The following is a 20,794-nucleotide window of genomic DNA, read 5'->3' as shown; positions in this document are numbered from 1 at the left end:
CCGGGCGATTGCGTCCGACGGGCCTTGCCCACGACCGGGCGCTAGCGGCGCAGCCGCGATGCGCTTGGCGCGGCAGGTCCCGCAGCCTGGCGGGGCGGGCCGCACAGCCTGGTGGGGTGGGCCGCACAACCAGGCGCCAGCGGCGGAGCCGCGATGCGCTCAGGGCAGCGGGCTCCGCAACCAGGTGCCAGCGGCGGAGCCGCGACGCGCCGCCCGCCCGGCCAGGCGCAGCGGCGCGGCGGGCGCCGCAACCTGGCGCGGCGCGGGCTCCGCAGCCTGGCGGGGTGGGGCCGCGCAACCTGCTGGGGCGGGCCGCACAGCCTGGCGCGGGCCGCGGGGGCCCGCAACCTGGCGCTAGCGGCGGTGCCGCGATGCGTTCAGGGCGGCGGGCTCCGCAACCGGCGCCGGCGGCGGAGCCGCGACGCGTCAGCGCCGTGGGTTCCGCAACCAGGCGCCGCCTGCCCGGTCATGCCGTCGTACCCTCGGCGCGGCGGGTCCCGCAGCCCGGCGGCTACGGCGTCGGCGGCGGAGCCGCGATGCGCCCTGCTCAGCCGGGGGCAGCTGCCCCGCGTCGCGGGGCGACGCACCCGGGGCCGACCCCCGGGGTCCGGGGCTTGCCCCGGGTTCGGGTAGGGGCGGGGTGGGGAAGAACCAGCCCGCGCCCACCACCACACCGCACAAGAAGAAGGCGCACCCCATGGCGACCCCCGAGCTGACGTCCCTGCGATCGCCGCGCGTCACCGCGGCCAGACGGCTCGCCAAGCGCAGCTTCCGCGGCAAGGAGCGCCGGTTCATCGTGGAGGGCCCGCAGGCCGTCCGCGAGGCGATCACGCACCTGGTCGAGGTGTACGCGACGCCCGACGCCGCCGCCCGGCACACCGGCATCGTCGAGGCCGCCCGCGCCGCCCGCATCCCGGTCCTCACCGCGTCCGACGACGTGATCGCGGAGATGTCCGACACGGTCACCCCCCAGGGCATCGTGGGCCTCTGCCGCTTCCTGGACTCGCCGTTCGAGGAGATCCTGCGGACCCGCCCCCGGCTGGTCGCCGTCCTCGCGAACGTCCGCGACCCCGGCAACGCCGGGACCGTGCTGCGGTGCGCGGACGCCGCCGGGGCGGACGCGGTCGTGTTCACGGACGCCTCCGTGGACCCGTACAACCCCAAGGCGGTCCGCGCCTCCGTGGGCTCGCTCTTCCACCTCCCGGTGGCCACCGGCGTACCCGTCGAGCAGGCCGTCGACGGCCTCCGCACGGCCGGGGCACGGGTCCTCGCCGCTGACGGGGCGGGGGAGCGGGATCTGGACGCGGAGCTGGACGACGGGGTGCTCGGCGCACCCACCGCCTGGATCTTCGGCAACGAGGCCTGGGGGCTGCCGGAGGCTACCCGCGCACTCGCGGACGAGGTGGTGCGCGTTCCGATCCACGGCAGAGCCGAGAGCCTCAACCTCGCGACGGCCGCCGCCGTGTGCCTCTACGCCTCCGCTCGTGCGCAGCGCGCTCCCACAGGGTGCCGTTCCGTGACCGGAACCTAGTAGGGTTTGCCCCCACACGAGGCCCAGGAGGGGGTGTGGGGATGGACGTGAGGACCTCCGGCGCCAGGGCGGCCGCGGCCGATGCCCACGCGCCCGGACGGAAGCTGCCGGGCCCCGGCGCATACGACGGCGGACACGACGGCGGACACCGGCCGCACCAGGCGCACGACCCGTACGAGGCGCTGGCCGCGCTCGGCCTGCACCCGGACGATCTGCCGGACGGCCTGGTGGTGGCCGACGAGACGGGCCGGGTCACCTGCTTCAACGCGGCGGCGGGCCGCATCACCGCCATCCGCCCCGCGGACGCCATCGGCCAGCGGCTGGAGCGCGCGCTTCCGTTAGAGGACCTGGACGGCCGGCGCTGGTGGGCGCTGACCGATCCGTACGGAGGGCTGGCCACCCGCGTCGGCCAGCCCGAGCGCAATCTCCTGCTGCCCGGCGGCCACGAGGTCCTGGTCTCGGCCCGCTACGTACGCGAGCGGCCGACCGGCCCCGTGCGCCGCCTCGTCGTTTCCCTGCGGGGCACCGAGGCCCGGCGGCGCACCGAGCGCAGCCACGCCGAGCTGATCGCGACCGTGGCGCACGAGCTGCGCTCCCCGCTGACCTCCGTGAAAGGTTTCACGGCCACCCTGCTGGCCAAGTGGGAGCGGTTCACCGACGACCAGAAGCGGCTGATGCTGGAGACGGTCGACTCCGACGCCAACCGCGTCACCCGCCTGATCGCCGAACTGCTGGACATCTCCCGGATCGACTCCGGCCGGCTGGAGGTGCGCCGTCAGCCGGTGGACGTCGCGGCCGCCGTGCGCCGCCATGTGCAGGCGCTCAGCACGGCCGGGCACACCGCCGAACGCTTCATGATCAAGGTGCGGGGTCCGCTGCCCGGCCTGTGGGCCGATCCGGACAAGATCGATCAGGTGCTGGGCAACCTGCTGGAAAACGCGGTGCGCCACGGCGAGGGAACCGTCACCATCGAGGTGGCCCCCGCATCGCACCGGCCCGCGGCGGACGGCCCCGTTGTCGAAAGGACCGCGATCACCGTGAGCGACGAGGGCGCAGGCATCCCGGAGGAGTCGATGAGCCGCGTCTTCACCCGCTTCTGGCGGGGCAGCAAGCGCGGCGGCACCGGCCTCGGGCTCTACATCGTCAAGGGCATCGTCGAGGCGCACGGCGGGACGATCACCGTCGGACGGGCCGCCGGGGGCGGCGCCGAGTTCCGATTTACGCTGCCCGTGGGCACCCCGGCCTATCTGGCCTGACGGTCCCCACGGGCTTCCCCCGGAACAGCAGACCCCCTGCGCCCCTTAGACTCGGGCTTTGGCACCTTTGGCGTCCATGCATGCGGTCGCTTTGTGGTCGCAAGCGTCGCAGCCGTTTCGAGCGGGGTCGCGCAGCCAGCGAACGGAAACACGGGAAGAGATGTCGGCACCCAATAAGTCGTACGACCCTGTCGAGGTCGAGGCACTGAAACCGGAAGAGATCGCCCGGATGCGGGACGAGGCGCTGGACGCCATCGCCGCCGCGGGGGACCTCGAAGCGCTGCGCGAGGTGAAGGTCGCCCACACCGGCGACCGCTCCCCGCTCGCCCTCGCCAACCGCGAGATCGGCGCCCTGCCGCCGCACGCCAAGGCGGACGCGGGCAAGCGCGTCGGCCAGGCGCGCGGCCAGGTCACCCAGGCACTCAAGGGCCGGCAGGCGGAGCTGGAGGCGGAGCGCGACGCCCGGGTGCTGGTCGAGGAGGCGGTGGACGTCACGCTGCCGTACGACCGCATCCCGGCCGGCGCCCGCCACCCGATCACCACGCTCTCCGAGCGCATCGAGGACGTCTTCGTGGCCATGGGCTACGAGGTGGCCGAGGGCCCGGAGGTCGAGGCGGAGTGGTTCAACTTCGACGCGCTCAACTTTCCGCCGGACCACCCCGCCCGGGAGATGCAGGACACGTTCTTCGTCCAGGGGGCCGAGGAGGGTGAGCCGTCCGGCGTGGTGCTGCGTACGCACACCTCGCCGGTGCAGATCCGGTCGATGATCGACCGGGAGCCGCCCATCTATGTGATCTGCCCGGGGCGTACGTTCCGCACGGACGAGCTGGACGCCACCCACACCCCCGTCTTCAGCCAGGTCGAGCTGCTGGCCATCGACGAGGGCCTGACCATGGCCGACCTCAAGGGCACGCTCGACCACATGGTGCGGGCGCTGTTCGGCGAGGGCATGACCACCCGGCTGCGGCCGAACTTCTTCCCGTTCACCGAGCCGTCCGCCGAGATGGACATGCGGTGCTACGTGTGCCGCGGCGAGTCCGTCGGCAACCCGGACCGCCCGTGCCGCACCTGCTCCAGCGAGGGCTGGATCGAGCTGGGCGGCTGCGGCATGGTCAACCCGCGGGTGCTCATCGCCTGCGGTCTCGACCCGGAGAAGTACAGCGGGTTCGCCTTCGGCTTCGGCATCGAGCGGATGCTGATGTTCCGGCACAACGTGGAAGACATGCGAGACATGGTCGAGGGTGACGTGCGCTTCACCCGGCCCTTCGGGATGGAGATCTGATGCGGGTCCCGCTTTCGTGGCTGCGGGAGTACGTCGACCTGCCGGCCGGTGAGACCGGCCGCGACGTGCAGGCCAAACTTGTCGCCGCCGGCCTGGAGGTCGAGACGGTCGAGCAGCTCGGCGCCGGCCTCAAGGGCCCGCTGGTGGTCGGCCAGGTGCTGGCCATCGAGGAGCTGGAGGGGTTCAAGAAGCCCATCCGCTACTGCCAGGTGGATGTCGCTCAGGCCAACGGCACCGGCGAGCCGCAGAACATCGTCTGCGGCGCCCGGAACTTCGCCGTCGGCGACAAGGTCGTCGTCGTACTGCCCGGCGCCGAACTGCCCGGCGGCTTCGCGATCTCCGCGCGCAAGACCTACGGCAAGACCTCCGAGGGCATGATCTGCTCCGGGGAAGAGCTGGGGATGGGCGACGACGGCAGCGGCGGCATCATCGTGCTGCCGCCGGAGCACGAGGTCGGCACCGACGCGATCGAGCTGCTGCAGCTCGTCGACGAGGTCCTGGACATCGCGGTCACCCCCGACCGCAGCTACTGCCTGTCGATGCGCGGCATCGCCCGCGAGGTCGGCACCGCCTACGGGCTGCCGCTGCGCGACCCGGCCCTGCTGGACGTGCCCGCGCCCAACAGCCACGGCTACCCGGTCAAGGTCGCCGACCCGCTCGGCTGCGACCGCTTCACCGCCCGCACGGTCACCGGGATCGACCCCGAGGCGCACTCCCCGATCTGGCTCCGGCGCCGGCTCCAGAAGGCGGGCGTGCGGCCCGTCTCGCTCACCGTCGACATCACCAACTACGTGATGCTGGAGATCGGCCAGCCGCTGCACGCCTACGACCGCGCCCGGGTGACCGGCGCGATCGGCGTGCGCCGCGCCGAGCCAGGCGAGAAGCTCACCACCCTCGACGGCACCCAGCGCGTCCTGGACGCCGAGGACCTGCTCATCACCGACGACAGCGGGCCGATCGGCCTCGCCGGAGTCATGGGCGGCGCCAACACCGAGATCGCGGACGCCGCCGAGGCGGCGGGCACCACTGAGGTCGTCATCGAGGCAGCCCACTTCGCCCCCGTCTCGATCGCCCGCACCGCCCGCCGCCACAAGCTGTCCTCCGAGGCGTCCAAGCGGTTCGAGCGCGGCGTCGACCCGCAGGCCACCTCCGCGGCCGCGCAGCGCACCGTCGACCTGCTGGTGCTGCTCGCGGGCGGCACCGCCGAGGCGGGCGTCACCGAGATCATCTCGCCCAGCGCCCCGCACACCATCACGCTGCGCGCCGACCACCCGGACCGGGTCGCGGGCGTGGCCTACGGCCGCGAGACCGTGGTGCGGCGCCTCCAGCAGATCGGCTGCGACGTCTACGGCGCGGACGACCTCACCGTCACCGTGCCCAGCTGGCGGCCCGACCTGCGCGACCCGAACGACCTCGCCGAGGAGGTCATCCGGCTGGAGGGCTACGAGAACCTGCCTTCCACCCTGCCGCAGCCGCCCTCCGGCCGCGGGCTGACCGAGCGTCAGCGGCTGCACCGCCGCGTCGGCCGCGCGCTGGCCGGGGCCGGCTACGTCGAGGCGCTGAACTACCCGTTCATCGGCGAGGAGGTGCTGAACCAGTTCGGCCTCGCCGCCGACGACCCGCGGCGCGACCTGGTCCGTCTGGTCAACCCCCTCTCCGACACCGAGCCCGCGCTGCGCACCACCCTGCTGCCCGGACTCCTCGCCGCCCTGCGCCGCAACGCCGGGCGCGGTGAGCACGACCTCGCGCTCTTCGAGACCGGGCTGGTCTTCCGCGCCACCGGTGACGAGCCCCCGGCCGTCCGCCTCCCCGTCGACCACCGGCCGACGGACGAGGAGATCGCCCAGCTCGACGCCGCCCTCCCCAGCCAGCCGCGGCGCGCCGCCGCCGTCCTCGCGGGCGACCGGCAGCAGGCCGGCTGGTGGGGCCCCGGCATCCCGGTCAGCTGGGCCGACGCCGTCGAGGCGGGCCGCGTCGTGGCCCGCGAGGCGGGCGTCGAGCTGATCGTCCGCCAGGACCAGCAGGACCCCTGGCACCCGGGCCGCTGCGCCGCGCTCCTCGCCGTCGTCGACGGCGAGGAGATCCTGGTCGGCAACGCGGGCGAGCTGCACCCGCGCGTCACCAAGGCGCTCGGCCTCCCGGAGCGCACCTGCGCGATGGAGATCGAGCTGGACCGCCTGGAGCGGGCGGGCGGTGGCGCGGTGACGTCCCCGCACGTCTCCGCCTTCCCGGTGGCCACCCAGGACGTCGCCCTCGTGGTGGACGACTCGGCCGCCGCGGCCGACGTCGAGAAGGCGCTGCGGGACGGGGCGGGCGAACTGCTCGAATCGCTGCGCCTGTTCGACGTCTTCACCGGCGAGCAGCTGGGCGAGGGCAAGAAGTCCCTGGCGTACGCGCTCCGCTTCCGCGCCCCGGACCGCACGCTGACCGCCGACGAGGTCGCCGTCGCCCGCGACGCGGCGGTGGCCGCGGCGGCGGAGCGCACGGGCGCCACGCTGCGCGGCGCCTGACCACCCCACGAAGGGGCGCACCCATCGCCGGGGTGCGCCCCTTCGCGCTGCCACCTGGGGTTTCGTCGGCGGGTGCGGGCCGATGGTCGGGTTGAACTCGTGAGCTTCACACCCCGTGTGAAACGGACTTCACTACGCTCATAGGCGCAGAGTCCACCGGGAGGGCGACATGGAGCCCAACACACTGCTCGACTCCGTACTCGACGAGGCCGGAATCTCCCACGCCGGACTGGCCGCGCACATCAACGAGGCGGGCCGGGCGCGGGGCATGAAGCTGCGGTACGAACACACCGCGGTGGCCCGCTGGCTGAAGGGACAGCGGCCGCGCGGCCAAGTGCCGGACCTCATCTGCGAGGTGCTCGGCGAGCGGCTGCACCGTGCCCTCACCCTCGACGACATCGGCCTCGGCACCCCCGGCACCCCGCGCGCCCCCGCCACCCCGCTGTCCGGCTTCGTGGAGCGCGCCACCGCGCTGTGGCGCTCCGACGAACAGCAGCGTCCGCACGTCATAGGAGCCCCCGCGGTCACCGGCACACCCGCCGTGATCCCGGTGTGGGAATGGGAGAACCCGCCCGAGGACTCGGACGTCTCCCGCCACGGCCTCACGCGCGTGTCCATGACCGACATCGAGATGCTGCGCGCCGCCCGCGCCCACTACGAGCAGATGTACCGCAAGGCCGGCGGCATCGCGACCAGAGCCCGGGTCGTCGGGTTCCTCAACTCCGAGACCGCGCCCCTGCTGCGCGGCAGCTACGGCGACGACATGGGCCGCCAGCTGCACCGGGCGACCGGCGGGCTGGTCGCCATCGCCGGGATCTGCGCGTACGACTCCAACGCCCACGGCCTGGCCCAGCGCTACTTCCACCAGGCGCTGCGGCTCGCCAAGGCCAGCGGCGACCGGGGCCTGGGCGCGTATGTGATAGCGCTGCTCGTCACCCAGTCCCTGTTCATGAAGGAGCACCGGCAGGCCGTCGCGTTCGCCGAATCGGCGCTGCGCGCCGCGGGGTCCCAGATCACCCCGGCGCTCGCCGCCGACCTGTACGCGATGCAGGCCAAGTCGTACGCGCGGCTCGGCGACGGGCACAGCGCGCTGGCCTGCATCCGGCGGGCCGAGACGGCCGCCGACCGGATCAGACCCGGCCAGGAACCCGACGAGACCGGCTATGTGCAGCCGGGCCTGGTCAACATCCAGGTCGCGGAGGCGCTGCTCAGCCTCGGCGACCTCGGCGCCGCCCGGGAGCACGCCACCGCCGCGGTCGGCACGCCCGCCCACGACCGGGGCCGGGTGCACCGGCTCGCCATGCTCACCCACATCGAACTGCGGCAGGGAGACGCGGACCGGGCGGGCGCCACGGCGGTCGAGATGACCGAACGGGCCCGCGGCATGGAATCCCAGCGGTTACGCGACCGGCTCCGCGCGGTACGCGAGCACCTGGCAACCAGCGGGTGCGCCGCGACGTCCGAGGCCGCCGAACTCATCGACGGAGCCCTGCGCGTTCCGTTCTGACCGCGGCCGCCACCGCGGCCCCGCATCGTGGCCGCACCCTCGTCAGCGGTTGGCCGCGAGGATTGCCATCTCTCCGACGGAAGGTGGCCGACCAATGCGATGGAAGAATCTCACGGAGCAGACCGTGTACGAGAACCGATGGTTCCGGGTCAACCTCGCTGACGTCAGACTCCCCGACGGCCGTCATCTGGACCACTATCTGATCCGCCTGCGGCCGGTGGCCGTGGCGACGGCCGTCAACGAGGCGAACGAAGTACTGCTGCTGTGGCGGCACCGTTTCATCACCGACAACTGGGGCTGGGAACTGGCCGCGGGCGTCGTCGAGGACGGTGAGGACATCGAGGGCGCGGCGGCGCGCGAGATGGAGGAGGAGACCGGCTGGCGCCCCGGCCCGCTGCGCCATCTGCTCTCCGTGGAGCCGTCCAACGGGCTCACCGACGCCCGGCACCACATCTACTGGGCCGAGGACGCCGAGTACGTAGGCCCCCCGGAGGACGACTTCGAGTCGGACCGCCGCGAATGGGTTCCGCTCAAGCTGGTGCCCGACCTGGTCGCGCGCGGTGAGGTGCCCGCGGCGAACATGGCGGCTGCCCTGTTGCTGCTCCACCACATCCGCCTGGGCTGAACCCCACCGCGCGGGTCACGGCAGGTGACGGGGCGACTGGCCGCGAACGGCTAGTGTCCCGCCGCCTGCCACACCGCCAGCGCCAGCGCGGATACCCCCGTCAGAGCGGCGATGGAGGGCAGCGGCCAGCGTCCGTGCTCCAGGACGCGGACGCGCCCGGCAAGCTGGTCCAGCTCCTCCTCCGACTGCTCTCCGCGGTGGTCGTGCAGGATGAGCCGGCCGTCGACGCGGGCGAAGCCCACTTCGACGCTCCGGCGGAGTTCCGCGAGCTCCACGGCTAACGCGGTCTGCTCGGGCTCGGTGGTCACGGGTTTGCTCCCCTTCCGGCTGTACGTCCGTGCTGCACTGTTCACGCTCCGAGTCAACCGCGTGACGGGACGGCGCGGGAGAGTGTGTGGGGATTGTGTGTGAGTCACCGGCGCACACCCCGTGCGAACAGCGGACGCCGCCGTGTGCCCCCGGCGTACGCCTACAGCTTTACGCGTAGTCGTACTCGTAGAAGCCCGAGCCCGTCTTGCGGCCCAGCCGGCCCGCGTCGACCATGCGCAGCAGCAGCGGGGGAGCGGCGTACAGCGGCTCCTTGTACTCGGAGTACATCGAGTCGGCGATCGCCGCGATGGTGTCCAGGCCGATCAGGTCGGACAGCTTGAGCGGGCCCATCGGATGGGCGCAGCCCATCTCCATGCCGTTGTCGATGTCCTCGCGGGTGGCCACACCGGACGCGAACATCCGGATGGCGGACAGCAGATACGGGATCAGCAGCGCGTTGACGACGAAACCGGCCCGGTCCAGGGCGTGGATCGCGTGCTTGCCGAGCACGCCCTGGACCAGCGCCTCGGACCGCTTGATGGTCTCCTCGCCGGTGGTGAGCGCCGGGATCAGCTCGACCAGCGACTGCACCGGGGCCGGGTTGAAGAAGTGGATGCCGATGACCTGGTCCGGGCGGGAGGTCGCGACGGCCAGCTTGACCAGCGGGATGGACGAGGTGTTCGAGGCGAGGATCGCGTCCGGGCGGGTCACCACCTGGTCCAGGACCTGGAAGATCTCCGTCTTGATCTGCTCGCTCTCGACGACGGCCTCGATGACCAGATCGCGGTCGGCGAACTCCCCGAGGTCGGTGGTGAAGCTCAGCCGCTCCAGCGTCGCGTCCCGCTCCTCCTCGGTGATCTTGCCGCGCGCGGCGGCCTTGTCGAGGGAGGTGGTCAGGCGGGTGCGGCCGATCTCCAGGGCCTCGCCGGTGGTCTCGGCGACCTTGACCTCCAGGCCGGACCGCGCGCACACCTCCGCGATGCCCGCTCCCATCTGGCCGCAGCCCACTACTCCGACGCGTTCGATGTCGGTCACATCGTGCCTTTCGCTGAGCTAGCTGTCTGTGTGATCCCCCTGTCGCCCAGACGTTACCCCCCGGTTGGGCACGGCGGACGGGCCGGGGCCGCATCGTCGCGCCCCGGCCGCCCGGTGCTCACGGTGTGCCGACCGAGCCGTTACGACACGTCTCCGCGCAGGATCCCGCGGCCGTTCGTGCCGACGTAGACCCGGCCGTAGACCCGTGGATCGCCGGTGATGGTGGTTCCGGTCCAGCCCCACTGGTGGGTGTCGTCGTTGATCCGGGTCCAGCTCTTCCCGGCGTCGGTGGAGCGGAAGATGCCGCGCACCCCGCCGATCTTCGCGCTGGTGTAGAGCGTCTGGTACGAGGCGCCGGGGGCGGCCTTGCCGAAGCCGATGGTGTCGGCCTGCTGGACGCCCGGCAGCCTGGTGAAGGTCGCGCCGGAGTCCGTGGAGTGCCACAGCCCGTACGCGCCGCTCGCGGTGCCGCCCGCGAGCCAGATGTCGCCCTTCGCGCCCGGTACGGCCTTGAAGCGGACGCTCTCGGCGGGCAGCCCGGACGACGCCTTCGCGGTGAAGGTCGCGCCGCCGTCGGTGCTCACGTAGAAGGTGCCGGACTTGTAGCCGTAGAACGTCTTGGGGTTCTTGCGGTCGGACTCGACCGCCGCCCCGGCCGGGATGCCGCTCGACGCCGTCCAGGAGTTGCCGAAGCCGGTGGTGCGGTAGACGGACGACGCGCCGTCGGGGCTCCAGACGAAGCCGCTGCCGTCCGCCGCCGCGGCCACCGTGCCGCCGCCGGTGACGCCGGGCGGCTCGGTGCCCTGGAACCAGTTGGCGCCGTTGTCGGTCGAGAAGGCGATGCGCGGGGCGGTGTCGTTGTTGCCCACCCGCACCACGGTGTTCGGGCTGCCCTCGGCGTAGTCCAGGCTGGTGGCCGTGGTGAACGACGGCGAGGCGTACATCTTCGCGGGCACCGTGTCGAGATCGGTGTGGCGGAAGCCGCCGATGTCGCCGAGCGCGCTCAGCAGCGGGGCGCCGGACGGCGGGCTGGCCAGGTCGTTGACCGCGGTCTCCTCCAGGCCCTTCACCATCGGCGTGATCTTCGCCTGGCCGCCGGAGTCCCACGCGGTCAGGTTCTCGGTGCCGTAGACCGTCGCTCCGGTGCCGTACATCATCCGGTTGGAGTCGAACGGGTCGATCTCCAGCGCCTCGGTCATCCAGCCCAGCTTCGGGGTGACCTCCGGCGGGGTCGGGTTGGTGCCGAAGGACAGCCAGGGGACGGAGGAGATGTCCTGGGTGTAGCGGAAGGACCGGTTCGGGTAGCTGGTGTAGTCCCAGGCCCGGGTCCAGGTGGCGCCGGAGTCGGTGGAGCGGAAGATCTGGGTGTCCGGCCACCAGGAGCTGTAGCCGGTCACCATGAGGGTGCCGGGCTTCTGGCGGTCCACCGTGAGCCCGCTGTAGCCGAAGGAGGTGTCGGCGTCCGCCATGGGGCTGATGTTCTTCCACTCGCCGGTCGCGGTCGCGTACCGCCACACCTGGCCCTTGCCGCCGTCGTACGGGCCGCCCTTGTCGCTCGTGGTGAGGTACAGGTAGCCGTTCTTCGCGTCCAGGACGCCCTTGTGGGAGAGGTAGCCGGTGGGCTGCCCGGCGAGGCGCGACCAGGTGGCGCCCGCGTCGGTCGAGCGGTAGACCGTGTTGTCCTTGTCGGCCACGCCCACATAGATGGTCTTCGTGGCGCTGCCCGCCGAGCCGGTCCGCTCGTCGAACGTCACCCACACCACGCCCTGATTGTCGCTCGCGTAGCCGCTGGTGTCGCTCGGGTCCTGGACGTAGTTGCCGGGGTTCGGGAAGGCCGTCACCTTCGACCAGGTGACCCCGGAGTCGGTGGAGCGCCACAGGCCGTTGCCGCTGGGCGCGCCGAGGTACAGCACGCTGTTCCGGTTCGGGTCGACCGCCAGCCGTTCGCCCATACCGCGGCCCGGCATGTTGCCGCCGAGCTTGAAGGGGAGTGCGGTCGACTGCCAGGTGGCGCCCCGGTCGGAGGAGCGCAGGATCGCGCCGTTGCCCGGGTCCCAGCTGTTGGTGTACGTACCGGCGGCCACGTACACCTTGTCCGGCGCGACCGGGTCGCTGGCCAGGCTGACCACACCGGTCCAGCCCCAGTGGTCCCAGCCCACCGAGTCCAGCAGCGGCACCCACCGCTTGCCGGACTGGTCCCAGCGGTACGCGCCGCCGATGTCGGTGCGGGCGTAGGCGAGGTTCTTCTCCTTGCGGTTGAAGACGATGCCGGGGACGAAACCGCCGCCGTCGATGCGGACGTTCTTCCAGGTGTAGCTTTCCGCCACGTGCTGTGGGGTGGGGGAGTCGTCGGGGCGGGCCGCGGCGGGGGCGGCGGCCGCGGTCAGTAATCCGCCGACGAGTGCCAGCGCGGCCATGAGCGCGCCGAGCGGTGTTCTCCTGCCTCTGCTGCGCACGGGAACTTCCTCTCCGGGCGTGGGGGTGCGGGATGGGTATTGGGAGCGCTCCCATGCGTGCGTGCATTCGATGCTAACGGCCGGATGGCCGTGCGAGAAGAGTGAAGTCACGGGGTAACCCATTGCCGCCCCGCCCCCAAGGAGCCCATCATCGGCGGGAGTTGCGCCTGAGTGAGGAGTGAGCATGGGTCGGATCATGGGCATCACACGGCGAAGTCTGACGGCCGCGGCCGCCGGGGCGCTGGCCACGGCCGCCTGGCCGGGCGAGGCGGCGGCCGAGGCGTCAGGGGACGGGCCGGCGCGCCGCAGACAGTTCCGGGGGATGTGGCTGGCCACGGTCGCCAACCGCGACTGGCCCGCGCGCACCGGCCTCCCCGCCGCCGAACAGCGGGCCTCGCTGCTCGCCTTCCTCGACACCGCCGTCGAGCGCCGGCTCAACGCGGTCGTCTTCCAGGTCCGGCCCACCGCCGACGCGCTGTGGCCGTCCCCGTACGAGCCCTGGTCCGAGTGGCTGACCGGGACGCAGGGCCAGGACCCGGGCTGGGATCCGCTGGGCACCGCGGTGCGCGAGGCGCACCGGCGCGGTCTGGAGCTGCACGCCTGGTTCAACCCGTACCGCGTCGCGAACCACGCCGACCCGACCAGGCTGCTCCCCACCCATCCGGCCCGGCTGCACCCCGACTGGGTCGTGAGTTACGGCGGCAAGCTGTACTACAACCCCGGGCTGCCCGAGGTCCGCCGCTTCGTCCAGGACGCGATGCTGCACGCGGTCGCGCGCTACGACATCGACGCCGTCCACTGGGACGACTACTTCTATCCGTATCCGGTGGCGGGCCAGGTCTTCGACGACGACGCGGCGTACGCGCGCCACGGCGCGGGCTTCCCCGACCGGGCCGCCTGGCGGCGGAACAACATCGACCTGCTGGTGCGGGAGACCGCCGTACGCGTCAAGAAGCTGCGGCGCGGTGTGCGGTTCGGCATCAGCCCCTTCGGCGTGTGGCGCAACCGCGCCACCGACCCGCTCGGCTCCGACACCCGGGCCGGGGTGCAGACGTACGACGATCTGTACGCGGACACCCGGCGCTGGGTGCGGGAGGGCTGGATTTCCTACGTCGTCCCGCAGGTCTACTGGAACATCGGCTTCGCGGCCGCCGACTACGCCACGCTCGTGCCCTGGTGGGCGGAGGTGGTGCGGGGCACCGGCGTCGACCTCTTCATCGGCGAGGCCCTCTACAAGGCGGGCGATCCGGCGCAGCCCGCGCCCTGGCAGGACCCGGCGGAGCTGTCCCGGCACCTCACCCTGTGCGCCGACCATCCGCAGGTGCGGGGGAACGTGTACTTCTCGGCGAAGGAAGTGGCCGCCGACCGCAACGGCGCCATGGCGCGCGTGGTCGCCGACCACTATCCGTGCCGGGTACGTCCGCCCCGCTGAGCCCGGCCCGCGTTACCGCTACCGGCGTCCGGCGGGCAGGTGACGTACGACGGAGTCGGGTCCCGGGGAGAACAGGCATTCATGACCGTCGTCCTCGTAACGGACGCGGTACGGCGGTTCACCGTGGTCCCCGAGCACTTCGATGATCTCTGCGGTCCGGTCGTGAACTCCGACAACCCTGCCGTGCACCAGCAGCTTGTCGCCTACGGTCGCCTCCATCTGCGTGACCTCCTGTAGTACGGCTACCCGGAGGGCGATGCGATCCCTGTGGCCAGTCTATGGCCGGTCCACCCGGATCGCGCCCGCCGGGCTTCGCCGCGTACATCGGCCGTCACCCGCGCTGCGTCACCCCGATGCACACCAGGACCGCCACGGCGGCGACCGGCGCGGCGGGGCCGATGTGTTCGCCGAGCAGCAGCACCGACCACACCAGGGTCAGCAGCGGCTGGGCCAGCTGGAGCTGGCTGGCCCGGGCCACGCCGATGGCGGCCATGCCGCGGTACCAGACCACGAGACCCACGAACTGCGAGCCCACCGCCAGCCACAGCAGCCCGGCCACGGCGTGGCCGCCGAGCCGGACGGGCTCGGCGTACAGCGCGAACGCCGCGCCCGGGACGGCCAGCGGCACACAGGCCACCAGCGCCCAGCCGATCACCTGCCAGCCCGGCATGCTGCGGGCCAGCCGCCCGCCCTCGGCGTAGCCCGCCGCACACACCAGCAGCGCGCCGAACAGATACAGGTCGCCGGTGGTCGGCGCGCCACCGCTCTGCTGCACCGCGAAGCCGATCACCACCGCGGCCCCGGTGAGCGCCGCCGCCCAGAACCTGCGCGAGGGCCGCGCCCCGGTGCGCCACGCGGAGACCACGGCCGTGGTGAGCGGCAACAGTCCGACGACCACGGCGGCGTGCGAGGTGGTGGCGGTCTCCAGCGCGAGCGTGGTCAGCAGCGGAAACCCGACCACCACCCCGGCCGCGACCACCAGCAGCCCGGGCCAGTGGCACCGCTGCGGCGGCACCACCCGCAGCGCCAGCAGCGCGCCCCCGGCCACCAGCGCGGCGAGCACCACCCGGCAGGTGACCACCGACCAGGGGCCGAGCCCCTCCAGCGCCCAGGCGGTGCCGGGGAAGGTGAGGGAGAAGGCGACCACCCCGAGGGCGGCCGGCAGCGCGCCGCTCAGGGCGGCGCCGGAGGCGGGAGCGGTCGGTGCGGTGGTGGCACCGCTCACCGCTATCGTGTCGTCTGCGGTAGCGCTATCCTGTGCTCTCATGCAAGAGCGTAGCAGTGTGGCCGACCTGGCAGAAGCGCTCCGGCGCGAGCTGAACCGCTACTCTCCCGGTGAGAAGCTGCCCTCCAGTCGTGCCCTGGTCGAACGCCACCGGGTGAGTCCGGTCACCGTCTCCCGCGCGCTGGCCGCGCTCGCCGCCGAGGGACTGGTCGTCACCCGGCCCGGCGCCGGTGCCTTCCGGGCCGCGCCGCGCGTCGAGGCACCGCGGGCCGGGGACACCTCCTGGCAGGAGGTCGCGCTGAGCGTCGAGACGCCGGGCGAATCGGTCCCGCGCTCGGTCGACGCCTCGGGCGTCCTGGCCACCCTCGCCGTCCCGCCGCCGGGAATCCTGGAGCTGAACGCCGGCTATCTGCACCCCTCGCTCCAGCCCGAACGGGCCCTGGCAGCCGCCCTGGCCAGGGCCGGCCGCCGGCCGGGGGCCTGGGGCCGCCCGCCGATGGAGGGCCTGCCCGAGCTGCGCGCCTGGTTCGCGCATGAGATCGGCGGCCGCGGCGGTGCCGTCGCCGCCGCCGACGTCCTGGTCACCGCGGGCGGCCAGTCCGCGCTGACCTGCGCGCTGCGCGCCCTCGCCCCGCCCGGTGCGCCCGTCCTGGTCGAATCGCCCACCTACCCCGGCATGCTCGCCGCCGCCCGCGCCTCCGGGCTGCGCCCGGTCCCCGTCCCGGCCGACGCCGACGGCATCCGCACCGATCTGCTCGCCGAGGCGCTGCGGGCGGGCGGCGCCCGCGTCGTCGTCTGCCAGCCGCTGTTCCAGAACCCGACCGGCGCCGTGCTCTCCGCCGAGCGGCGCCGCGAGGTGATCCGGATCGCGCGCGAGGCGGGCGCGTTCGTGATCGAGGACGACTTCGCGCGCAACCTCGTCCACGAGGACGCGCCCCCGCTGCCCCCGGCCCTCGCCGCGGACGACCCCGACGGCGTGGTGGTCCACGTCCGCTCCCTCACCAAGGTCACCTCGCCCAGCCTCCGGGTGGGCGCGCTCGCCGCCCGCGGCCCGGCGCTGGAGCGGCTGCGCGCGATCCAGGTCGTGGACAGCTTCTTCGTCCCCCGCCCGCTCCAGGAAGCCGCGCTGGAACTGGTCGGCGCGCCCTCCTGGCCCCGCCATCTGCGCACCGTCGCCGCCGGACTGCGCACCCGCCGCGAGGCGCTGGTCACGGCGGTGCGGCGGGAGCTTCCCGACCTGCCCCCGCCGCATGTGCCGCCCGGCGGCTACCACCTGTGGCTGCGCCTGCCGCACGGCACCGACGAGGGCGCGCTCGCCTCCGCCGCGCTGCGCGCCGGGGTCGCCGTGGCCCCCGGCCGCCCGTACTTCAGCGCGGAGCCGCCCGCACCCCATGTCCGGCTGAGTTTCGCCTCCGTCGCGGGCACCGGCGAACTCGCCGAGGGCGCCCGGCGGTTGCGTACCGCGTGCGACGAGGTGCTCGGATAACGGACACCCTTCTCATACAGGAGCCCACCCCGGGAGCCCGGCAAACCGTACGATGCGCCAATGACGTTTCGGCTGACGCTGGTCGTCGCCGCCGCGACCTCCGGGCGGCTCGGGGAACGCTTCGGCGACGACCGGCCGCTGGACCCGTCGGGCCGCCTCGCCGCCGAGCGCGCCGCGCCCGGCCTGCTGCCGCTGGCCGCGGCCGAGCTGCGCTACTGCTCGCCGTCGCCGCGCAGCCGGGAGACCGGCCTCGCGCTCGGCTTCACCCCGCTCGCCCAGCTCGCCCTGCGCGACTGGGACATGGGCCGCTGGAGCGGCCGTACCCTCGCCGATGTGATGGCGCGCGAGCCGCGCCAGGCCGACGCGTGGCTCGCCGATCCCCGCTCGGCACCGCACGGCGGCGAACCGCTGGTGGCGTTCATCACCCGGGTCGGCCGCTGGCTGGACACCCGGCCGGTCGAGGAGCACACCAAGGTGCTCGCGGTGGCCGACCCCTGGGTGGTACGCGCCGCCCTGACGTACGCCATCAAGGCGCCGCCGCACTGCTACTGGAACGTCGACGTGGCCCCGCTGTCCACCGTCGCCCTCACCGGCCGCGCCGGGCAGTGGCGGTTGCGGGTGGAGGGGGACGCGCCGAAGTGAGTGGGACGTCACCCGGATGATCTTGTCCGGTCGCGGCGACGGGCGCGTGGCGCAAGGCTGATGCCGAAGTCGTTCCTCACCGATAGGACTCTCCGTCATGCGTCGCGTCTCCACCCTCGGCCTCACCGCCGCCGCTTTGACCACCGCACTCGTCTGCGCCACTCCCGCGTCGGCCGCCGGACATCCGGGGGACCATACCGGGCGGGAGCAAGTCTTCGAACTCGTCGCACACGAGACACAGGCCAGTTTTATTGACGTGGGCACGCCCGGGGCCAGTCAGGGGGACGAGTTCGTCATCGCCGGGGACCTCCTCAAGGACAGCGCCACCGTCGGGACGTTCGACGAGGTCTGCACGCTGACCCGCGTCGGCCCCGACCCCGACTCCTTCAACCAGCAGTGCGTGGGCACGCTCGTCCTTCCCGGCGGCGACATCACCTTCCAGGGGCTGATCTCCATCACCGCCGCCGGTCCGGGTGACATCAACGTCGCGATCACCGGGGGCACGGGCCGCTACCGCACCGCCCACGGATTCATCCACGCCGACAACATCAGCGAGACGGACACGGACCTCACCGTGCACCTCATCCTCTGAGCCCGCTCAGGCCGCGCCCGTCACCCCGTGAAAGCGGCGGTGCAGCGTACGGACCTCCTCGGCGAGCCCGGCGTACGGCCCCTCCACCACCGCGCCGGGCACGACCTCCCGGATCGGCAGGGTCCGCACCGGCGGCGCGGCCACGCCGAGTTCGGCGAGCCAGCCCGACAGCTGCTCCGACGAGCTGGCGTACACGATGCGGCCGAGCCCGACCCAGCCGTGCGCGGCCGCGCACATCGGGCAGTGCTCGCCCGAGGTGTAGACGGTCGCCGCGGCCCGCTCCGCGGGCGTCAGCCGCGCCGCCGCCCAGCGGGCCAGCGCCAACTCCGGATGGCGGGTGTGGTCGCCGCCCGCCACCCGGTTGTGGTCCTCGGCGAGGACGGTCCCGTCCGCGGCGACGAGTACCGAGCCGAAGGGCTCGTCACCCGCCTCCAGCGCCTCGGCCGCCAGCTCCACACAGCGGCGCAGGTGCCGCAGATCGTCCTCGGTCGCGTTGTCGGCCACGATGCCTCCCCGGTGGTGATCAGGCCCGCATCTTAAATCGGTGAAGAGAGGGTCCTGCGCGCCGGGGGCGAGCAGTGACGTCACGGAAGTCAAAGCGTTTTGCCTCGTGCAGGATAATTATCGGATTCAGCACGGGGGTAGCTGCCGAGAAAAACGATCCGGCTGTTGCGGCGGCGCAAGGCCGCGACGACCGATCCGACGGGGGGCTCGTCTATATGGCCCTCGCATTCGAGGAGGAAGGAATAGCCGCCGAAGCCGGCACCGCTGGGTCTGGACAGCACCGATGTCAGAGGCACGGAGGTGCGGACGAACTCATGTAGCACGTCGTGGAGGTCGCTCACCTTGCCCGCCAATGGCACGACGAGGGTGCTGCGGTCCGACCCCGTCGGCAAGGACGGCCTTTTGCGTCGGGCGATCTTCACGAATCGGGTCACCGCGTCCGGCCGGGCTCCTATGCTCTGGGCGACGACATCAAGTCCGTACCTCGCGAGCGTCTTCGGCGAGGCGATGGCGGCACTACTCGGAGCACGTGACGTTCCCACCTCGCGGGCGGCCTGCGCGGTCGAGGAGGACGCGACGAAATCAGCGTGCGGGAGGTGGATGTCGGTCCAGGTGCGGCATTGTGCGTGGGCGTGCGGATGCGTCAGCACCTGGCGTACCGAGGAGAGTGAGCCGCCCGGCGGTACGGCGAGTGCGAATTGGACGGGAAGCAGCGTTTCGCCGGTGATACACAGGTTCTCGCTGTGGGTGAGCGCGTCGACGGAGGCGTTGACGGCCCCCTCGACGGAGTTCTCCCAGGGCACTACCGCGGCCTCCGCCGTCCCGCCGCGAACGGCGTCGAGCGCCTGGCGGACGCTCGGGTACGGTGCGGCCGCGCCAGACCGTACCCCCAGGCCGGCGAGCGCGGCTTCGGTGAACGAACCGGACGGGCCGAGATAGGCGGTGGTCATCGGACGGAGTCTCCTTGGTGTTGGTGAATCCCATGGGTCCGGCCAGGAGGCCCCGGGCAAACACCGTGGCGTCATGCACCGGCTTGGGGCTGCGGGCTGCGGACCGAGCCCGGGTCGATCAGTCGGAACATCTCCACGGTGTCGAAGTAGTCCTCGAAGTGCACGGCCAGGCCGTCCTTGCCGAGCGTCCAGGAGTGGACGAACCGCAGGGTCGCCTTCCGCCCGTCGCGGGAGGTGACCTCCCGTTCCCCGAGCACCATCACCCGGTCGCCGTCGACCAGGAACTCGTGCGGGGCGAGGGTCATCCCACCCAGTACCTGGGGCACTCGGGCGAGGAACTTCCGCATACCGTCGTGTCCGTGCTTGGGTCCGCCGAGGCCCACCTCGCGCATGCCGTCGGGGTGCACCCAGACGACCTCGGGGGCGAAGCACGACAGGAGGGCGTCGATGTCACGGCGGTGGAAGGCCTCGTACGCGGCCCGTATCCGCTTCTCCACGTGGGTGGCGCTCATACGGAAACCTTCTGCGCGTCCTTCAGAGGAATGTCGGGGAAGTGCGCCCGTAGCGTGCGGCGGATGCCGTCGTGCCACTCGACGGTGCAGTCGCCGATCAGGGAACGCCGCTTGGAGCTGTCGAAGGCGTATGTCTCACGGGTGACGGCGGTTTTCTCGAACTTCGCCTCGACACCTGTGATCGCGGCCATGTACTCGGCGCAGTCGGTCATGCCGACCGGCTCGTCACCGCCCCAGTTGACGACTGTCGCGGGCGTGCTCGCGATGCCCCACAGGAGCGGGACCTGGTGCACGAGGTCGTCGGTGTGGATCAGCGATGCCCAGTTCTGGCCTTCGAGCGGGATCGGGAGGGGCTCGCCGGCCAGCATCTTCTTGAAGTACATGACGGGCACGCCACCGTAGGAGGCGGGGCCGTACGAGATGTTCAGGCGCGCGATGGTGGTGGGCAGGCCGAGCGTGCGGGCGTACGCGCGGGCGGCGCCCTCCGCCGCGATCTTGCAGATGGGGTACGCCGGCAGCCAGTCGGCCACGCCGTCCAGCGGGTCGGTCTCCTTGTACTGGTGGTCGAGTGTCTGGCGCTTGTAGAAGGCGCCGGTCGACACGTGCAGGAAGGCATCCGCCTTGCGGCAGTGGGTCATGAGCCTTCCGACGGCGACCGAGTTGACCTCGATGGCGGTGTCGAAGTCGCCGTCGTGGCCCCGGTGCACCGCGGAGTGCATGACATGAGTGAAGTCGTCGGGCAGCGAGTCGAGGGTGTCCTCGCCCATGTCCCAGCGATACGTCGTGATGCCCTGGGTACGCAGTTCGTCCTCGACGCCGGGGGTGGCGAAGCGGCCGAGGCACCAGACCTCGTTGTCGGCGGCGAGGGCCTCGGCGACCGGGCGGGCCGCCTGGCCGGTGCCACCGGTGATCAGAATCTTCTTACCGCGTGTCACAGCTT

At 72.6% G+C, this 20,794-nt stretch carries 19 protein-coding genes; 10 read left to right on the top strand and 9 right to left on the bottom strand.

What is annotated here, in order from left to right:
• Nucleotides 1–697 precede the first annotated feature (697 nt).
• From ACH4SI_RS06350 to ACH4SI_RS06325, 6 genes are all read left to right on the top strand, one after another.
• A complete protein-coding gene (locus ACH4SI_RS06350; RefSeq protein WP_398293917.1) occupies nt 698–1,531 on the top strand; it encodes a TrmH family RNA methyltransferase in 834 nt (277 codons plus the stop codon).
• Nucleotides 1,532–1,572: 41 nt separating this feature from the next.
• A complete protein-coding gene (locus ACH4SI_RS06345) occupies nt 1,573–2,787 on the top strand; it encodes an ATP-binding protein (RefSeq protein ID WP_398293204.1) in 1,215 nt (404 codons plus the stop codon).
• 160 nt (nt 2,788–2,947) lie between these two features.
• A complete protein-coding gene (pheS, locus tag ACH4SI_RS06340; RefSeq protein WP_398293201.1) occupies nt 2,948–4,069 on the top strand; it encodes a phenylalanine--tRNA ligase subunit alpha in 1,122 nt (373 codons plus the stop codon).
• Nucleotides 4,069–6,579: a phenylalanine--tRNA ligase subunit beta gene (gene pheT / locus ACH4SI_RS06335; RefSeq protein WP_398293199.1), complete on the top strand. Its 2,511-nt coding sequence runs from the start codon at nt 4,069–4,071 to the stop codon at nt 6,577–6,579. The genes pheS and pheT overlap by 1 nt, the downstream gene beginning before the upstream one ends.
• Before the next feature lie 169 nt (nt 6,580–6,748).
• The gene (locus tag ACH4SI_RS06330; protein WP_398293197.1) at nt 6,749–8,086 is read left to right on the top strand and encodes a transcriptional regulator; all 1,338 of its coding nucleotides are present in this window, start codon (nt 6,749–6,751) and stop codon (nt 8,084–8,086) included.
• A 94-nt stretch (nt 8,087–8,180) separates the two neighbouring features.
• Nucleotides 8,181–8,711, top strand: coding sequence for an NUDIX hydrolase (locus tag ACH4SI_RS06325; protein WP_398293195.1), 531 nt, complete (start codon nt 8,181–8,183; stop codon nt 8,709–8,711).
• 50 nt (nt 8,712–8,761) lie between these two features.
• Here ACH4SI_RS06325 and ACH4SI_RS06320 read toward each other — a convergent pair whose 3' ends face one another.
• From ACH4SI_RS06320 to ACH4SI_RS06310, 3 genes are all read right to left on the bottom strand, one after another.
• Nucleotides 8,762–9,019 carry a hypothetical protein gene (locus ACH4SI_RS06320; RefSeq protein WP_398293193.1) on the bottom strand — a complete coding sequence of 86 codons (258 nt, stop codon included), beginning with the start codon at nt 9,017–9,019 and terminating at the stop codon, nt 8,762–8,764.
• Nucleotides 9,020–9,188: 169 nt separating this feature from the next.
• The gene (locus ACH4SI_RS06315) at nt 9,189–10,055 is read right to left on the bottom strand and encodes a 3-hydroxybutyryl-CoA dehydrogenase (RefSeq protein WP_398293191.1); all 867 of its coding nucleotides are present in this window, start codon (nt 10,053–10,055) and stop codon (nt 9,189–9,191) included.
• Nucleotides 10,056–10,195: 140 nt separating this feature from the next.
• Nucleotides 10,196–12,511: a xyloglucanase gene (locus ACH4SI_RS06310; RefSeq protein WP_398293188.1), complete on the bottom strand. Its 2,316-nt coding sequence runs from the start codon at nt 12,509–12,511 to the stop codon at nt 10,196–10,198.
• A gap of 184 nt (nt 12,512–12,695) precedes the next feature.
• On the opposite strand from ACH4SI_RS06310, the gene ACH4SI_RS06305 reads away from it, so the two are divergent.
• On the top strand, nt 12,696–13,943 hold the full coding sequence (locus ACH4SI_RS06305) for a glycoside hydrolase family 10 protein (RefSeq protein ID WP_398293186.1): 1,248 nt from the start codon (nt 12,696–12,698) through the stop codon (nt 13,941–13,943).
• An 18-nt stretch (nt 13,944–13,961) separates the two neighbouring features.
• On the opposite strand, the gene ACH4SI_RS06300 is transcribed toward ACH4SI_RS06305, so the two are convergent.
• Entirely contained in the window at nt 13,962–14,162 is a 201-nt protein-coding gene (locus ACH4SI_RS06300; RefSeq protein ID WP_398293184.1) for a DUF1918 domain-containing protein, read from the bottom strand.
• Between the two features lie 112 nt (nt 14,163–14,274).
• On the bottom strand, nt 14,275–15,210 hold the full coding sequence (locus ACH4SI_RS06295; protein ID WP_398293182.1) for a DMT family transporter: 936 nt from the start codon (nt 15,208–15,210) through the stop codon (nt 14,275–14,277).
• Here ACH4SI_RS06295 and ACH4SI_RS06290 point away from each other — a divergent pair.
• From ACH4SI_RS06290 to ACH4SI_RS06280, 3 genes are all read left to right on the top strand, one after another.
• Entirely contained in the window at nt 15,209–16,654 is a 1,446-nt protein-coding gene (locus ACH4SI_RS06290; RefSeq protein ID WP_398293180.1) for a PLP-dependent aminotransferase family protein, read from the top strand. The genes ACH4SI_RS06295 and ACH4SI_RS06290 overlap by 2 nt on opposite strands.
• Nucleotides 16,655–16,714: 60 nt before the next feature.
• Entirely contained in the window at nt 16,715–17,296 is a 582-nt protein-coding gene (locus ACH4SI_RS06285; RefSeq protein ID WP_398293178.1) for a histidine phosphatase family protein, read from the top strand.
• Between the two features lie 97 nt (nt 17,297–17,393).
• On the top strand, nt 17,394–17,888 hold the full coding sequence (locus ACH4SI_RS06280) for a hypothetical protein (RefSeq protein WP_398293176.1): 495 nt from the start codon (nt 17,394–17,396) through the stop codon (nt 17,886–17,888).
• Nucleotides 17,889–17,894: 6 nt separating this feature from the next.
• On the opposite strand, the gene ACH4SI_RS06275 is transcribed toward ACH4SI_RS06280, so the two are convergent.
• The 4 genes from ACH4SI_RS06275 to ACH4SI_RS06260 form a co-directional block, all read right to left on the bottom strand.
• Nucleotides 17,895–18,392: a nucleoside deaminase gene (locus tag ACH4SI_RS06275; RefSeq protein WP_398293174.1), complete on the bottom strand. Its 498-nt coding sequence runs from the start codon at nt 18,390–18,392 to the stop codon at nt 17,895–17,897.
• Nucleotides 18,393–18,481: 89 nt separating this feature from the next.
• The gene (gene pheA, locus ACH4SI_RS06270; protein WP_398293172.1) at nt 18,482–19,342 is read right to left on the bottom strand and encodes a prephenate dehydratase; all 861 of its coding nucleotides are present in this window, start codon (nt 19,340–19,342) and stop codon (nt 18,482–18,484) included.
• Between the two features lie 71 nt (nt 19,343–19,413).
• Nucleotides 19,414–19,854, bottom strand: coding sequence for a nuclear transport factor 2 family protein (locus ACH4SI_RS06265; RefSeq protein WP_398293169.1), 441 nt, complete (start codon nt 19,852–19,854; stop codon nt 19,414–19,416).
• On the bottom strand, nt 19,851–20,789 hold the full coding sequence (locus ACH4SI_RS06260) for an NAD-dependent epimerase/dehydratase family protein (RefSeq protein WP_398293167.1): 939 nt from the start codon (nt 20,787–20,789) through the stop codon (nt 19,851–19,853). Before ACH4SI_RS06260 ends, ACH4SI_RS06265 begins: the two co-directional genes overlap by 4 nt.
• Between the last annotated feature and the right edge of the window lie 5 nt (nt 20,790–20,794).

Source organism: Streptomyces sp. NPDC021212 (assembly GCF_044332925.1).
Classification (GTDB): Bacteria; Actinomycetota; Actinomycetes; order Streptomycetales; family Streptomycetaceae; genus Streptomyces.
The sequence above is the reverse complement of the archived record's forward strand: the minus strand, read 5'-3'. Positions and strand labels throughout refer to the sequence as shown.

Coding starts and splice junctions, on each gene's coding strand:
- ACH4SI_RS06265 (WP_398293169.1), bottom strand. CDS start 19,854: ATGAGCGCCACCCACGTGGAGAAGCGGATACGGGCCGCGTACGAGGCC.
- ACH4SI_RS06305 (WP_398293186.1), top strand. CDS start 12,696: ATGGGTCGGATCATGGGCATCACACGGCGAAGTCTGACGGCCGCGGCC.
- ACH4SI_RS06285 (WP_398293178.1), top strand. CDS start 16,715: ATGACGTTTCGGCTGACGCTGGTCGTCGCCGCCGCGACCTCCGGGCGG.
- ACH4SI_RS06330 (WP_398293197.1), top strand. CDS start 6,749: ATGGAGCCCAACACACTGCTCGACTCCGTACTCGACGAGGCCGGAATC.
- pheT (WP_398293199.1), top strand. CDS start 4,069: ATGCGGGTCCCGCTTTCGTGGCTGCGGGAGTACGTCGACCTGCCGGCC.
- ACH4SI_RS06350 (WP_398293917.1), top strand. CDS start 698: ATGGCGACCCCCGAGCTGACGTCCCTGCGATCGCCGCGCGTCACCGCG.
- ACH4SI_RS06300 (WP_398293184.1), bottom strand. CDS start 14,162: ATGGAGGCGACCGTAGGCGACAAGCTGCTGGTGCACGGCAGGGTTGTC.
- ACH4SI_RS06280 (WP_398293176.1), top strand. CDS start 17,394: ATGCGTCGCGTCTCCACCCTCGGCCTCACCGCCGCCGCTTTGACCACC.
- ACH4SI_RS06290 (WP_398293180.1), top strand. CDS start 15,209: ATGCAAGAGCGTAGCAGTGTGGCCGACCTGGCAGAAGCGCTCCGGCGC.
- pheA (WP_398293172.1), bottom strand. CDS start 19,342: ATGACCACCGCCTATCTCGGCCCGTCCGGTTCGTTCACCGAAGCCGCG.
- ACH4SI_RS06325 (WP_398293195.1), top strand. CDS start 8,181: ATGCGATGGAAGAATCTCACGGAGCAGACCGTGTACGAGAACCGATGG.
- ACH4SI_RS06345 (WP_398293204.1), top strand. CDS start 1,573: ATGGACGTGAGGACCTCCGGCGCCAGGGCGGCCGCGGCCGATGCCCAC.
- ACH4SI_RS06295 (WP_398293182.1), bottom strand. CDS start 15,210: ATGAGAGCACAGGATAGCGCTACCGCAGACGACACGATAGCGGTGAGC.
- pheS (WP_398293201.1), top strand. CDS start 2,948: ATGTCGGCACCCAATAAGTCGTACGACCCTGTCGAGGTCGAGGCACTG.